General features: G+C 70.3%; 10 protein-coding genes and 1 tRNA gene. 9 read left to right on the forward strand and 2 right to left on the reverse strand.

Annotated elements, in window-relative coordinates; all coding sequences use genetic code 11:
- Window positions 1-6 precede the first annotated feature (6 nt).
- Both ACZ4UV_RS19250 and ACZ4UV_RS19255 read right to left on the reverse strand, forming a co-directional pair.
- Window positions 7-633 carry a hypothetical protein gene (locus ACZ4UV_RS19250; RefSeq protein ID WP_467839191.1) on the reverse strand — a complete coding sequence of 209 codons (627 nt, stop codon included), beginning with the start codon at window positions 631-633 and terminating at the stop codon, window positions 7-9.
- A 306-nt stretch (window positions 634-939) separates the two neighbouring features.
- Window positions 940-1,011 (reverse strand) — tRNA-Arg (locus ACZ4UV_RS19255).
- 60 nt (window positions 1,012-1,071) lie between these two features.
- On the opposite strand from ACZ4UV_RS19255, the gene ACZ4UV_RS19260 reads away from it, so the two are divergent.
- The 9 genes from ACZ4UV_RS19260 (at window position 1,072) to ACZ4UV_RS19300 (ending at window position 13,791) form a co-directional block, all read left to right on the forward strand.
- On the forward strand, window positions 1,072-1,611 hold the full coding sequence (locus ACZ4UV_RS19260; protein ID WP_451021516.1) for a response regulator: 540 nt from the start codon (window positions 1,072-1,074) through the stop codon (window positions 1,609-1,611).
- A gap of 137 nt (window positions 1,612-1,748) precedes the next feature.
- Window positions 1,749-2,726, forward strand: coding sequence for an ArgS-related anticodon-binding protein NrtL (gene nrtL, locus ACZ4UV_RS19265; protein WP_451021510.1), 978 nt, complete (start codon window positions 1,749-1,751; stop codon window positions 2,724-2,726).
- Between the two features lie 16 nt (window positions 2,727-2,742).
- Window positions 2,743-4,134 (forward strand): diaminopimelate decarboxylase, encoded by a 1,392-nt coding sequence (lysA, locus tag ACZ4UV_RS19270; protein WP_451021511.1) that lies wholly within the window; start codon window positions 2,743-2,745, stop codon window positions 4,132-4,134.
- Window positions 4,135-4,291: 157 nt separating this feature from the next.
- The gene (locus ACZ4UV_RS19275; protein WP_467839194.1) at window positions 4,292-5,584 is read left to right on the forward strand and encodes a homoserine dehydrogenase; all 1,293 of its coding nucleotides are present in this window, start codon (window positions 4,292-4,294) and stop codon (window positions 5,582-5,584) included.
- A gap of 6 nt (window positions 5,585-5,590) precedes the next feature.
- Window positions 5,591-6,649, forward strand: a complete 1,059-nt coding sequence (gene thrC / locus ACZ4UV_RS19280; protein WP_451021513.1) for a threonine synthase — start codon at window positions 5,591-5,593, stop codon at window positions 6,647-6,649.
- Between the two features lie 321 nt (window positions 6,650-6,970).
- Window positions 6,971-7,912 carry a homoserine kinase gene (gene thrB / locus ACZ4UV_RS19285; protein ID WP_351497104.1) on the forward strand — a complete coding sequence of 314 codons (942 nt, stop codon included), beginning with the start codon at window positions 6,971-6,973 and terminating at the stop codon, window positions 7,910-7,912.
- A gap of 407 nt (window positions 7,913-8,319) precedes the next feature.
- Complete coding sequence (rho, locus tag ACZ4UV_RS19290) at window positions 8,320-10,359, forward strand: transcription termination factor Rho (RefSeq protein WP_390048221.1); 2,040 nt, start codon at window positions 8,320-8,322, stop codon at window positions 10,357-10,359.
- A gap of 293 nt (window positions 10,360-10,652) precedes the next feature.
- Window positions 10,653-12,443, forward strand: a complete 1,791-nt coding sequence (locus ACZ4UV_RS19295; RefSeq protein WP_390048223.1) for a trypsin-like serine protease — start codon at window positions 10,653-10,655, stop codon at window positions 12,441-12,443.
- A gap of 229 nt (window positions 12,444-12,672) precedes the next feature.
- Window positions 12,673-13,791, forward strand: coding sequence for an LCP family protein (locus ACZ4UV_RS19300; protein WP_467839200.1), 1,119 nt, complete (start codon window positions 12,673-12,675; stop codon window positions 13,789-13,791).
- Window positions 13,792-14,085: the final 294 nt, after the last annotated feature.

Here is a 14,085-nt window from a genome sequence, read left to right on the forward strand (position 1 = left end):
TGCCTCTCAGCCATGCCGAGTGGCCTGGGCCTGTTCTGAGGCGAGCCGGGTGGCAAGGCTGTTCCGCTCCCTGTTGAGAGTGGTGAGCAGCCGTGCGCGAGTGTCTTCGAAGTCGGGCTCCACCTCGACGCCCAGGTCGTGGCGGAGGGTGACTTGCAACAGATATACCCCGTCGGACAGCGGCCTGCTGAACCAATCCTTGGCTCGCTCGTACGACCTGTCTGAGTCAGGACGGCTCGGCAACTGCTTCACGACGGAGTACCCGACCCCGAGCGCCCTGTTGAGGGCCGAGGCGATCTGATGGACGTCCTTCGGCAGTGCCATCTGTGCCAGGGAGTATTGCTCTGCCCACGCTTCCTTGGCGGCGTCGAGGACTGCCGGGTCGACGCTTTCGCCGCGCTCGGCTGCCAGGACTGCGTCTCGCGCAGCAACCCGGTAGGCACGAGCCGTGGTGTTCAACCGGGCGTAGAGGTCGCGTCTGGCTTCCTGCGCGCGGTCGTGGCGGTCCTCCGCCCGTTCACGATCGGCACGCTGGTTCTGCTCCCGGGTGACGCGCTGGCTGAGCACTGCTCCACCCAGGGTTCCGCCCAGTGTTCCTGCGACGCCGATGAGCGCGACGGCAAGCGTGGTCACATCCACGAGATCCCCCAACTCGTCCATTCGGCCGCTCGCGGACAGCGGCTGAAGTCGGCAGCCTGCCGTCAGGGCTCAGGCTCCCGCCCGCGGCACGATGCAAGACCGGGACGACCATAACGAGGAACGGGCCCGCTTGACTCCAATGAGTCTCATCACCTGCGGGAATGCTTCAAGATCCCGTCCACGCCTCGTCCACGGACGTCGACATACGGCCGCTTCGGGCCGCATACGCCTGCACATGCAAGAAGACCCCGGCCTCAGCGTTTCCGCTGGTGACGGGGTCTTTGGGCACCTCATAAGGGGTGCCCCCGGCAGGATTCGAACCTGCGCACACGGCTCCGGAGGCCGTTGCTCTATCCCCTGAGCTACGGGGGCGTCTGGCGTTGAGCTGTTGCTCGCGGCGACGGGTAGAACACTACCAGCTCGGTCGGGGTGATCAGGAACGGGTTTCGCGGGGGTGCTCGCTCGCAGGGGGCGGAAGTCGGGAAAACCCGGACGCGGTGGCCGGTCCGGACCTACTCTCGAGTTGTGCCAGGGGCGTCGGGCCGGGTGCTTGTTGTGGACGACAACAAGGTCATCCGGCAGCTGATCAGGGTCAATCTCGAACTGGAGGGTATCGAGGTCGTGACCGCGGCCGACGGTGCCGAGTGTCTGGATGTCGTTCATCAGGTGCGTCCCGATGTGATCACCCTCGACGTCGTGATGCCTCGGCTCGACGGGCTGCGGACCGCCGCTCAGCTGCGTGCCGATCCGCGGACCCACGATCTTCCGCTCGCCATCGTCAGTGCCTGCACGCAGTACGAGGTCGAGACCGGCCTCGGTGTCGGCGTCGACGCGTTTCTCGCCAAGCCCTTCGAACCCGCTGAACTCGTCCAGTTGGTGCGGGAGCTGATCGAGCGGCGGCGAGGTGAGGGTGAGGGGGAGGATGCCCGGTTCTCCGGGGAGCGGGCCGGGGGCAACCCCGCCTATCCGTAACCCCCCCGCCACGCGGCAACCCCCGCCACGCGGCAACCCCCGCCACGCGGCAACCCCACGCCAAGCGGCGTCCACATACCGGAACACCGCCCAAACCTGCTCGCATACCCACCCCCTTCCTCCCCTACGCTTGTCCCGTGACTCCCGTCGAGCTCTCCCGTACCGTGCAGCGCGCCGTGCGCCGTGCCGTGGACGCGGGGGAGCTCTGCGTCACCGTGCCGGAGCGGGTCGTCGTCACGCCGCCCGGACCCGGCGGCTGCGGGGACTACGCGACCAACGTCGCGATGCAGCTCGCCGGGGCCGCCGGGCAGCCGCCGGTGCGGGTGGCCGAGATCCTGGTGCCCCACCTCGCGGACGCGACCGGCGTCGAGGACGTCGTCGTCACCGGGCCCGGGTTCCTCAACATCTCCCTCAGCTCCGCCTCGTCACCGACCGCCACGCTGGTCGGGGAGATCTCCGGCCTCGGGGCCGGCTACGGCCACGGGGACGCCCTCGCCGGGCAGGTGGTCGCGCTGCGGGTGCCGTACGACGTCCGGGCCGAGGTCGTCGCCGACGCGGTGGTCAGGATCGTCGCGACCCAGGGCGGGCGGGGTGAGGTCGAGCACGGGGAGCCGGTGAGTCTGCGGCCGGTGCCGGCGCCGGAGGACCCGGCGCCGCTCGGGCCCGACGCCGCCCAGTGGGCGCTGCTGCATCCGGCTGCCCATGACCGGCCCCGGATCACCGCCGACCATCTGGTGCAGCGGGAGAGCAACCCGCTGTTCCGGGTGCGGTACGCGCACGCCCGGGTGCGGGCCGTCGGGCGGGGAGCGGGGCGGCTCGGGTTCGGTGCCGTGCCCGGCGACGTTCCCGACGCCCCGGGCGATCTCGTCACCGCCCTCGCCGACTACCCCCGCATCCTCACCGGCGCGGCCACCCACCGCGCCCCCGACCGGCTCGCCAGGCACCTCGTCACCGTCGCCGATGCCGCGCTGCCGTTCCTGCCGACCGTGCTGCCCCGTGGCGACGAGAAACCCTCGGCCGCCCACCGTGCCCGGCTCGCCCTCGCCGAAGCCGCCGGGACGGTGCTGGCCGGCGGCCTGTCCCTGCTCGGCATCGACGCACCCGATCACCTCTGAGAGAGCCCGAAGAGCAATGAGCCGTTCCGCGCACCCCGCCGGGCCCCGGCACGCCGACGTCCTGCCCGAGGGGCACTACGCCGCCCCGCCCACCGATCTCAACGCCCTCGACCCCAAGGTGTGGGCCCAGACCGTCGACCGGAACGCCGACGGCGTCGTCACCGTCGGCGGTGTCGACGTGAAGAACCTCGCCGAGGAGTTCGGCACTCCCGCCTATGTCCTCGACGAGGACGACTTCCGGGCCCGGGCGCGCGCCTGGCGCACCGCGTTCGGATCGGACGCCGACGTGTTCTACGCCGGGAAGGCGTTCCTGTCCCGGGCCGTCGTGCGCTGGCTGCACGAGGAAGGGCTCAACCTGGACGTGTGCTCCGGCGGTGAGCTGGCCACCGCGCTGTCCGCGGGCATGCCCGCCGAGCGGATCGCCTTCCACGGCAACAACAAGTCGGAGGGGGAGATCCGGCGGGCCGTCGAGGCCGGGGTCGGGCGGATCGTCCTCGACTCCTTCCAGGAGATCGTGCGGGTCGCCCACATCGCGCGGGAACTCGGCACGCGGCAGCGCGTGCAGATTCGTATCACCGTGGGTGTCGAGGCGCATACGCACGAGTTCATCGCCACCGCCCACGAGGACCAGAAGTTCGGGATCCCGCTGGCCGGCGGGCAGGCCGCGGAGGCCGTGCGGCGGGCGCTGCAGCTCGACGGGCTGGAGCTCATCGGGATCCACTCGCACATCGGGTCGCAGATCTTCGACATGTCGGGGTTCGAGGTCGCCGCGCACCGCGTGGTCGGGCTGCTCAAGGACATCCGGGACGAGCACGGGGTCGAGCTGCCCGAGATCGACCTCGGCGGCGGGCTCGGGATCGCGTACACGAGTGACGACGACCCGCGCGAGCCGCACGAGATCGCCAAGGCGCTCACCGAGATCGTGACCCGGGAGTGCGAGGCCGCCAGGCTGCGGACGCCCCGGATCTCCGTGGAGCCGGGGCGGGCCATCGTCGGCCCCACCGCCTTCACCCTCTACGAGGTCGGCACCATCAAGCCGCTCGACAACCTCCGCACCTACGTCTCCGTCGACGGCGGCATGTCCGACAACATCCGCACCGCGCTGTACGACGCCGAGTACAGCGTCGCCCTCGTGTCGCGGACGAGCGACGCCGAGCCGGTGCTCGCCCGCGTCGTCGGCAAGCACTGCGAGAGCGGGGACATCGTGGTGAAGGACGCGTTCCTGCCGGGCGACCTGGCACCCGGTGACCTCATCGCCGTACCGGCCACCGGCGCCTACTGCCGGTCCATGGCCAGCAACTACAACCACGTGCTCCGGCCGCCCGTCGTCGCGGTGCGGGACGGCGCGGCCCGGGTGATCGTGCGGCGGGAGACGGAGGAGGACCTGCTCCGGCTCGACGTCGGATGACAGGTGGATGAGCAGGGGGATGGTGCGGGAGGAAGATCTCCTGTCTGTCATCGCCGCACAGTGAAATAGATGTCTCACGATCCGGACGAAGGGTAGAAACTCCCGTCCGGTGAGTGAGACTGGTCCAACCGTAGACGGTATGAGGAAACGAGGTCGGATGATGCGTACGCGTCCGCTGAAGGTGGCGCTGCTGGGCTGTGGGGTTGTCGGCTCAGAGGTGGCACGCATCATGACGACGCACGCGGACGACCTCGCCCAGCGGATCGGCGCCCCGATCGAGCTGGCCGGTGTCGCCGTACGGCGGCCCTCCAAGGTCCGTGAGGGCATCGACCCGGACCTGGTCACCGCCGACGCGACCGCGCTCGTCAAACGCGGCGACATCGACGTCGTGGTGGAGGTCATCGGCGGGATCGAACCCGCCCGCACCCTCATCACCACCGCGTTCGAGCACGGCGCGTCGGTCGTCTCCGCCAACAAGGCCCTGCTCGCCCAGGACGGCGCCGCCCTGCACGCGGTCGCCGAGCAGCACGGCAAGGACCTCTACTACGAGGCCGCCGTCGCCGGTGCCATCCCGCTGATCCGGCCGCTGCGCGAGTCCCTGGCCGGCGACAAGGTCAACCGGGTGCTCGGCATCGTCAACGGCACCACCAACTTCATCCTCGACAAGATGGACTCCACCGGGGCGGGTTACCAGGAGGCCCTCGACGAGGCGACCGCGCTGGGATACGCCGAAGCCGATCCGACCGCCGACGTCGAGGGCTTCGACGCCGCCGCCAAGGCCGCCATCCTCGCCGGCATCGCCTTCCACTCCCGGGTGCGGCTCGACGACGTCTACCGCGAGGGCATGACGGAGGTCACCGCCGCCGACTTCGCCTCCGCCAAGAACATGGGCTGCACCATCAAGCTGCTCGCCATCTGCGAGCGCGCCGAGGACGGCGGCTCGGTGACGGCCCGCGTGCACCCCGCCATGATTCCGCTGACCCACCCGCTCGCCTCCGTGCGCGGCGCGTACAACGCCGTCTTCGTGGAGTCCGACGCGAGCGGGCAGCTGATGTTCTACGGTCCCGGCGCCGGCGGCGCCCCGACCGCCTCCGCGGTCCTCGGCGACCTCGTCGCCGTCTGCCGCAACCGGCTCAGCGGGGCAACGGGGCCCGGCGAGTCGGCGTACGCCGGTCTGCCCGTGTCGCCCATGGGCGATGTCGTCACGCGCTACCACATCAGCCTCGACGTCGCCGACAAGCCGGGTGTTCTCGCCCAGGTCGCCACCGTCTTCGCCGAGCACGGGGTTTCCATCGATACGGTTCGGCAGACCGGCAAGGACGGCGAGGCCTCCCTCGTCGTCGTCACCCACCGGGCCTCCGACGCCTCCCTCTCCGGGACCGTCGAGGCGCTGCGCAAGCTCGACACCGTGCGGGGTGTCGCCAGCATCATGCGGGTTGAAGGAGAGTAACCAGCAATGACCCACCAGTGGCGCGGAATCATCGAGGAGTACCGGGACCGGCTGCCCGTCTCCGACACCACGCCGGTCGTGACGCTCCGTGAGGGCGGCACGCCCCTCGTGCCCGCGCAGGTGCTCTCCGAGCGCACGGGTTGCGAGGTCCACCTGAAGGTGGAGGGCGCGAACCCGACCGGGTCCTTCAAGGACCGCGGGATGACCATGGCCATCAGCAAGGCCAAGGAGGAGGGCGCGCAGGCTGTGATCTGCGCCTCCACCGGGAACACCTCCGCCTCCGCCGCCGCGTACGCCGTGCGCGCGGGCATGGTCTCCGCCGTGCTCGTCCCGCAGGGCAAGATCGCGCTCGGCAAGATGGGCCAGGCCCTCGTGCACGGCGCGAAGATCCTCCAGGTCGACGGCAACTTCGACGACTGCCTCACCCTCGCCCGCAAGCTGAGCGAGAACTACCCGGTGGCGCTGGTCAATTCGGTCAACCCGGTGCGCATCGAGGGCCAGAAGACGGCCTCCTTCGAGATCGTGGACATGCTCGGCGACGCGCCGGACATCCACGTCCTGCCGGTCGGCAACGCCGGCAACATCACCGCGTACTGGAAGGGGTACAAGGAGTACGCCGCCGACGGCATCTCCACCCGGACGCCCCGCATGTGGGGTTTCCAGGCCTCCGGCAGCGCCCCGATCGTGCGCGGCGAGATCGTCAAGGACCCCTCGACCATCGCCACCGCGATCCGCATCGGCAACCCCGCCTCCTGGCAGTTCGCGCTCGCGGCCCGGGACGAGTCCGAGGGCCTCATCGACGAGGTGACGGACCGTGAGATCCTGCGCGCCTACCGGCTGTTGGCCGCTCAGGAGGGCGTCTTCGTGGAGCCCGCCTCCGCCGCCTCCGTCGCCGGTCTGCTCAAGGCCGCCGAGCAGGGCAAGGTCGACCCCGGCCAGCGCATCGTCTGCACGGTCACCGGCAACGGCCTGAAGGACCCCGACTGGGCCGTCGCCGGCGCCCCGCAGCCGGTCACCGTGCCGGTCGACGCGGCCGCCGCGGCCGAGCGGCTCGGGCTCGCCTAGAGCACGGCTCAAGGGGTACTCGAGGAACACTCGAGAAGCACTTGAGCAACCCCGGCCGGGCAGCCGGCCGACACCCTGCGGCGTCCCGGACAGGGAACTCCCTACGGCGGGGGCACAGGGGGCTTACGACACGCATCGTGCGCCTCCTGTGCGCCCTATGTCGCCACAGAACCTTCCTTCGATAGGCTGTACCGAACCCGCCCGCTGCATATGCCTCCGCATATGGCGCGGTGCCGCGCCGTCTCCACGGCCCGAGGGTCCCCCCACGTACCTATCGAATGTCATTCGACCATCACGCAGCTCAAGGAGAGTCATCGAGCGATGGCCGGTCCAGCGTTCCGCGCCGCCGCCGTCCGGGTGCGCGTCCCCGCCACCAGCGCCAACATCGGCCCGGGCTTCGACGCCCTGGGCCTCGCGCTGGGGCTCTACGACGACGTCGTCGTCCGGGTGGCCGACTCAGGGCTGCACATCGACATCGCGGGGGAGGGCAGCGAGACGCTGCCGCGTGACGAGAGCCACCTTCTCGTGCGTTCCCTGCGCACTGCCTTCGACCTGCTGGGCGGACAGCCCCGCGGCCTGGAGATCGTGTGCGCCAACCGCATCCCGCACGGTCGCGGCCTCGGCTCCTCCTCCGCGGCCATCTGCGCCGGCATCGTCGCCGCGCGCGCCGTGACCATAGGCGGCGAGGCCCGGCTCGACGACGCGGCCCTGCTGGAGCTCGCGACCGAGATCGAGGGCCACCCCGACAACGTCGCGGCCTGCCTGCTCGGCGGCTTCACGCTCTCCTGGATGGAGTCCGGCGCCGCCCGGGCGATCAGGATGGAGCCCAGCGATTCCATCGTTCCGGTGGTTTTCGTGCCCGGGAAGCCGGTCCTCACCGAGACCGCGCGCGGACTGCTCCCGCGCACCGTGCCGCACGTCGACGCCGCCGCCAACGCGGGCCGTGCCGCCCTGCTCGTCGAGGCCCTCACCCGGCGCCCCGAGCTGCTGCTGCCCGCCACCGAGGACCGCCTGCACCAGGAGTACCGCGCCCCCGCGATGCCGGAGAGCGCCGCCCTGGTGGAGCGGCTGCGCGCCGACGGCATCCCGGCCGTGATCTCCGGCGCCGGACCCACCGTGATGGCGCTCGCCGACGCCGGCAGCGCCGAGAAGGTACAGGCCCTGGCGGGTGCGGGCTGGGCCGCCAACCGGCTGAACCTCGATGCCCAGGGAGCGTGCGTGCTGCCGCTCGCGCCCGCCAATGACACATCCAGTGACATGTGACGCGCACGATTGCCGGATTTGGAGAGGGGGAATGTTTGTTGGATCCGGTAGTGTTAACCTCAAGTCTGCACCCGACCCCACCATGGCGAGGTGCTTCGTGTCCCCGTCCGGGACAGACATTCTTCCGGGAGTCTCCCAAGCCATTCAGCGTTCTGTATGACGTACCTGGGCAGTACGCCGTACCCGGGCACTGAGAGGGCCGCTGGGCACGCTCCGGAACAGGTGCTACCACGCCACGTGACACCGGGTGCCACGGCTCGTCGGAAGCGCCGTCACCAGAAATTTCTTCCGCCGTTCCGGCGGACCACCGCCCCGGCACGGTCCACACAAGCAAGGACCGAAAGCCGGACAGCACAACCGGTCGCCGAGCCAGACAGGCCGACGTCCGCTCCAGGGAAGGACCCTTCGTGAGCGACACCACCGATCTGATGGGCGCACGTGTCGAGGAGACCGCTGCCGCGCCCGCCACGGACGCCTCCGCGCCTGCCTCCGGTGCCGGCTCCCGGCGGCGCCGCGGTACCGGCCTCGAGGGCATGGTGCTGGCCGAGCTTCAGCAGGTCGCATCCGGCCTCGGCATCAGGGGCACCGCGCGGATGCGCAAGAGCCAGCTGATCGAGGTCATCAAGGAGGCGCAGGCCGGAGGCGGAGCCCCCGCCAAGGCCGAGGCCGCCACCGAGACCAAGCCGAAGCGCCGGGCCACCTCCAAGGCCCGTACGGGTGACGAGGCCGCCGAGAAGAAGGCGGAGCAGGCCGCCGAGGCCCCCGCCGAGAAGGCCGTGGCCCAGCAGCAGATCGAGATCCCCGGCCAGCCGGCCGGCCGCGCGGGCGAGGCCGAGCGCGACGGGGACGACGCCCCGGCCGAGCGCCGCCGTCGCCGGGCCACCGCCGAGGCAGGCAGCCCCACCGCCACCGGCGCCGAGACCGTCGCCGCTGAGGCCAGGACCGAGCCGAAGGCCGAGACGCCCGCCCAGTCCCAGCAGCAGGGCGACGCCGGTGACGACGGCCGCGGCCGTCGCGACCGCCGTGAGCGCGGGCGTGACCGTGACCGGCGCAACAAGGGCGACGAGCAGCAGGGCGGCGGCCAGGGTGGCCGTCAGGACCGTTCCGACCGGCAGGACCGTTCCGACCGCCAGGACCGTCAGCAGCCGCAGCAGCAGGGCGGCGGCCGTCAGGACCGCAACGCCGGTCCGCAGGACGACGACGACTTCGGCGACGGCCGCCGTGGCCGTCGTGGCCGCTACCGCGACCGCCGTGGCCGCCGTGGCCGTGACGAGATCGGCGGCGCCGAGCCGCAGCTGGCCGAGGACGACGTCCTGATCCCCGTCGCGGGCATCCTCGACATCCTCGACAACTACGCGTTCATCCGGACCTCCGGCTACCTGCCCGGTCCGAACGACGTGTACGTCTCCCTCGCCCAGGTCCGCAAGAACGGCCTGCGCAAGGGCGACCACATCACCGGCGCGGTCCGCCAGCCCAAGGAAGGCGAGCGGCGCGAGAAGTTCAACGCGCTGGTCCGCCTGGACTCCGTCAACGGCATGGCGCCCGAACACGGCCGCGGCCGCCCGGAGTTCAACAAGCTGACCCCGCTCTACCCGCAGGACCGGCTCCGCCTGGAGACCGACCCGGGCGTGCTGACCACCCGCATCATCGACCTCGTGTCGCCGATCGGTAAGGGCCAGCGCGGTCTGATCGTGGCCCCGCCGAAGACCGGCAAGACCATGATCATGCAGGCGGTCGCCAACGCGATCACGCACAACAACCCCGAGTGCCACCTGATGGTCGTCCTCGTCGACGAGCGTCCGGAAGAGGTCACCGACATGCAGCGGTCGGTCAAGGGCGAGGTCATCTCCTCGACCTTCGACCGCCCGGCCGAGGACCACACCACGGTCGCCGAGCTCGCCATCGAGCGCGCCAAGCGCCTGGTGGAGCTGGGCCACGACGTCGTCGTGCTGCTCGACTCGATCACGCGTCTGGGCCGTGCGTACAACCTCGCGGCGCCGGCCTCCGGCCGCATCCTGTCCGGTGGTGTCGACTCGACGGCCCTGTACCCGCCGAAGCGGTTCTTCGGTGCGGCCCGCAACATCGAGGACGGCGGCTCGCTGACCATCCTCGCCACCGCCCTGGTGGACACCGGGTCCCGCATGGACGAGGTGATCTTCGAGGAGTTCAAGGGCACCGGCAACATGGAGCTCAAGCTCGACCGGAAGCTCGCCGACAAGCGGATCTTCCCGGCGGTGGACGTGGACGCGTCCGGCACCCGTAAGGAAGAGATCCTGCTCGGCAACGAGGAGCTGGCCGTCGTCTGGAAGCTGCGGCGCGTGCTGCACGCGCTGGACCAGCAGCAGGCGATCGAGCTGCTGCTCGACAAGATGAAGCAGACGAAGTCGAACGTCGAGTTCCTGATGCAGATTCAGAAGACGACGCCCACCCCCGGTAACGGGGACTAGCCGACAGAGGGGGCTGCAGGCCAGTCGTCGGCTGCTGGTTCGCCGTGGCTGGTCGCGCAGTTCCTCCCCCAGCCTTCGGCCGGGGGTACCCCCAGCGCCCCTGAAGGGGCGCTCCAGGAACCGCTCCCTGCGAGTGCAGGGGGCGGTTCCTTGCGTTTTCCTCCCCGGGGTACGATCGCGCCCTTCGGTCAATTGACCGAATCACGAACTCCTTATCCCGAGGGGGGACTTAGGTGGGTACACCCACGTCCGGGAGCGGTCGTCACAGACGCCGGATACGTTTCGCTCTGCCCGTGGCCGCGGCCGGAATCGCCGCCGCCGTCACGGCCGCACTGATCTCGACCTCCGCCAGCGCGGCCACCCAGCCGGCGCCCACGGCCAAGCAGGTCGTCAGCACGCCGTCGCAGGCCGTCCTGAACAAGCGGATCGCCCGTGCGATCACCGCCGACAGCGGTACGACGGCCACGCAGAAGTCGACCGCCACCGCGAGCGGTTCGGCCGTCTCGCCGAAGATCATCGGTGGCGGTACGACCACCATCTCCGCGGCGCCGTGGATGGCCCAGCTCTGGTACTACGACGACAAGGGCACCACCAGCACCAGCGACGACGTCGGCTTCTTCTGCGGCGGCTCGGTCGTCTCGCCCACGAAGATCCTCACCGCCGCGCACTGCGTCAAGGGCTTCAAGTGGAGCACCACGGACTCCGCGGTCGTCACCGGCACCGCCTCGCTGCCCACCACCAACAGCGACGGCACCGCCAACCTGCACGGCGGCACCGCCACCGCCGTGACGCGCCAGTGGAACCACCCGTCGTACAGCCTGTCGGCCGACGGCGCCCCCAACAACGACATCGCCGTGCTCACCCTGGCGGTCCCCGTCAAGGCGACCCCGATCCGCATGACGACGAACACCGACACCGCGTCGTACACGGGCACGGCCGCCAAGACCGCCAAGGCCTACGGCTGGGGCCGGACCAGCTCCACCACGCAGGACATCTCCGACACGCTGAAGACGGCCACGCTGCCGATCGACTCGGACGCCACCTGCACCGCCGCCTACGGCAGCACCGACTTCGTCAAGGGCCACATGGTCTGCGCGGGCACCGCCGCCACCGGCAGCGACACCGGCACGACGACCACCTGCAACGGCGACTCCGGCGGCCCGCTGGTCGTCGGCGGCCGGATCGTCGGCGTGGTCTCCTGGGGTGTCGAGGACTGCGTCGCCAAGGGCGCCTACGCCGTCTTCACGAAGGTCAGCACCTACGTCGGTGCCGCCTACGCGCAGATCACCGACACCAACCTGAGCCTGTTCAACAGCCTCGAGGACGGCAAGGCCGACCTGTTCGCCCGCAAGTCGTCGACCAAGGTCGGCTACGAGCTGGACTCCAAGGGCACCTCGCTCGCCTCCCGCGCCTCCTGGGGCGACTGGAGCGGCGTCAACGTGATCCTGCAGGCCGACCTCGACCGCGACGGCTTCCAGGACCTCGTCTACCGGGTGGCCTCCACCGGCGACGTCTACTGGGACCACTTCGTGCTGAACAGTGCCCAGACCAGCGGCTCCTGGGCCTCGAAGAAGATCTTCTCCGGCTGGAAGACCCGCAAGGCGATCGTCATCCCCGGTGACCTCACCGGCGACTACCTGCCCGACGTGCTCTCCGAGGACTCCAGCGGCGTGCTGTGGCTGTACCCGGGCAAGGGCAACGGCACCTTCGCCGCCCGCGTCAAGATCGGCGGCGGCTGGAGCCAGTACAACCAGCTGCGCGGCTTCGGCGACTTCAACGGCGACGGCAAGGCCGACCTGCTGGCCCGCAGGAGCAGCGGCGGCGACCTGTACCTGTACAAGGGCACCGGCAAGTCCGGCACCGGCCTCTTCTCGGCCCGGGTGAAGGTCCGCTCCGGCTGGACCGGCTACAACACCCTCGCCGCGGTCGGCGACCTGACCGGCGACGGCAAGGCCGACTTCCTGGCCCGGACGACCGGCGGCACGCTGTACCTGTACCCGGGCACCGGCAAGGCGACCAGTGAGATCTTCGGCACAAGGAAGTCGCTCGGTACCGGTTTCCAGCAGTACGACATCTTCGGCTGACATGGCTGGTGAGCGGGGTTTCGCCCCACTTGCCCCGTGACCGACGATCACGCAGTGTGCCCATCGCTCCACGCGGTGGGCACACTGCGTTGTGCAACCCTTTCCCGAGTTTCGCCGTCTGGCCATGCGGAGCGACGATGGTCCGGATACGTGCCGATGATCCTGGTACGCCGGGCCTGACCCTGAAAGCAGGGGGTAACCGAGCAGTCGTACGAGAACAGAGGAGCCCATGTCCGCCGAGAGCACGCCTGGTCCTGGCATACCCGGGCCGGGTACGAATGCCACGAGCCACCGCAGGCCCCGAAGGGCGGGCCGCAGGGCGCTGCTCGTCACGGCCTGGACGGCGGCCGGCATCCTCGTCCTCGGCGGCGCCGGTGTCGGCTACCTGTACTTCAAGCTCAACGGCAACCTCAAGACCGTCGACATCAACCAGATGCTCGGCACCGACCGGCCCACCAAGGTCGACGACGGCTCCGAGAACATCCTGGTCCTCGGCTCGGACACGCGTTCCGGCGCCAACAAGAGGCTCGGCGGCGGCGCGGACGACGGCAGCGCCCGGTCCGACACGGCGATGATCATCCACATCTACAAGGGCCACAAGAAGGCCGCCGTGGTCTCCGTCCCCCGGGACACCCTGGTCGACCGCCCGTCCTGCACCGACGCGCGGGGCACCACCCACTCCGCCGCGACCGGCGTGATGTTCAACTCCGCGTACTCCACGGGCGGCGCGGCCTGCGCGGTCAAGACCGTCGAGTCGATGACCGGCATCCGGATGGACCACTACCTGGAGGTCGACTTCTCCGGCTTCCAGAAGCTCATCGACGAACTCGGCGGGGTCAGGGTCACCACCACGAAGGCCATCGACGACCGGGAGAGCCACCTCGACCTCAAGGCCGGCACCCACACGCTGAACGGCAAGCAGGCCCTCGGCCTCGTCCGCACCCGGCACGGCGTCGGCGACGGCTCCGACCTGGGCCGTATCCAGCTCCAGCAGGCGTTCGTCAAGGCCCTCGTCGACCAGATCAAGCAGGTGGGGGTCTTCACCAGCCCCAAGAAGCTGTACGACCTGGCGGACACCGCGACGAAGGCGGTCACCACCGACTCCGACCTCGGCTCGGTGAACTCCCTGATCGACTTCGCGAACGGCCTGAAGTCCATCGACTCCAAGAACATGCGCATGGTCACGATGCCGGTCGAGTACGACCCGTCGAACCCGAACAGGGTGATCGTGGCCGAGGCGAAGGCGAAGCTGGTGTGGAACGCCCTGAAGAACGACCGGCCGATCCCGGCCTCCGCCACGAAGGGGACGGCGACGGGGCAGGCCAAGGGGGTCGTGACGTCGTCGTGAGGCTGCGGCCCGGTGGGGGCCGGTCGCGCAGTTCCCCGCGCCCCTGAAGGGGCGCCACGGCTGGCGCCCCTGAAAGGGGCGCGGGGAACTGCGCGACAAGCCACGACGGACCCGCACCCGCACGCGACGAAACCGTGGCACCCCCTCAGGCGCACCCTCCCGCCCTCGCGGAATAAAGATCAAAGCCCCCCGGTTTTGGGAGATACGGCCAGCCCTGGCAGACTGGTACGTCGGCCCCGGTTCACGCCCCGCAAGCCCGCGGTAGCGACCCGGTGCCCTCCCGATATCTAGGAG

The sequence above is a fragment of the Streptomyces sp. NPDC028289 genome, from assembly GCF_055565975.1.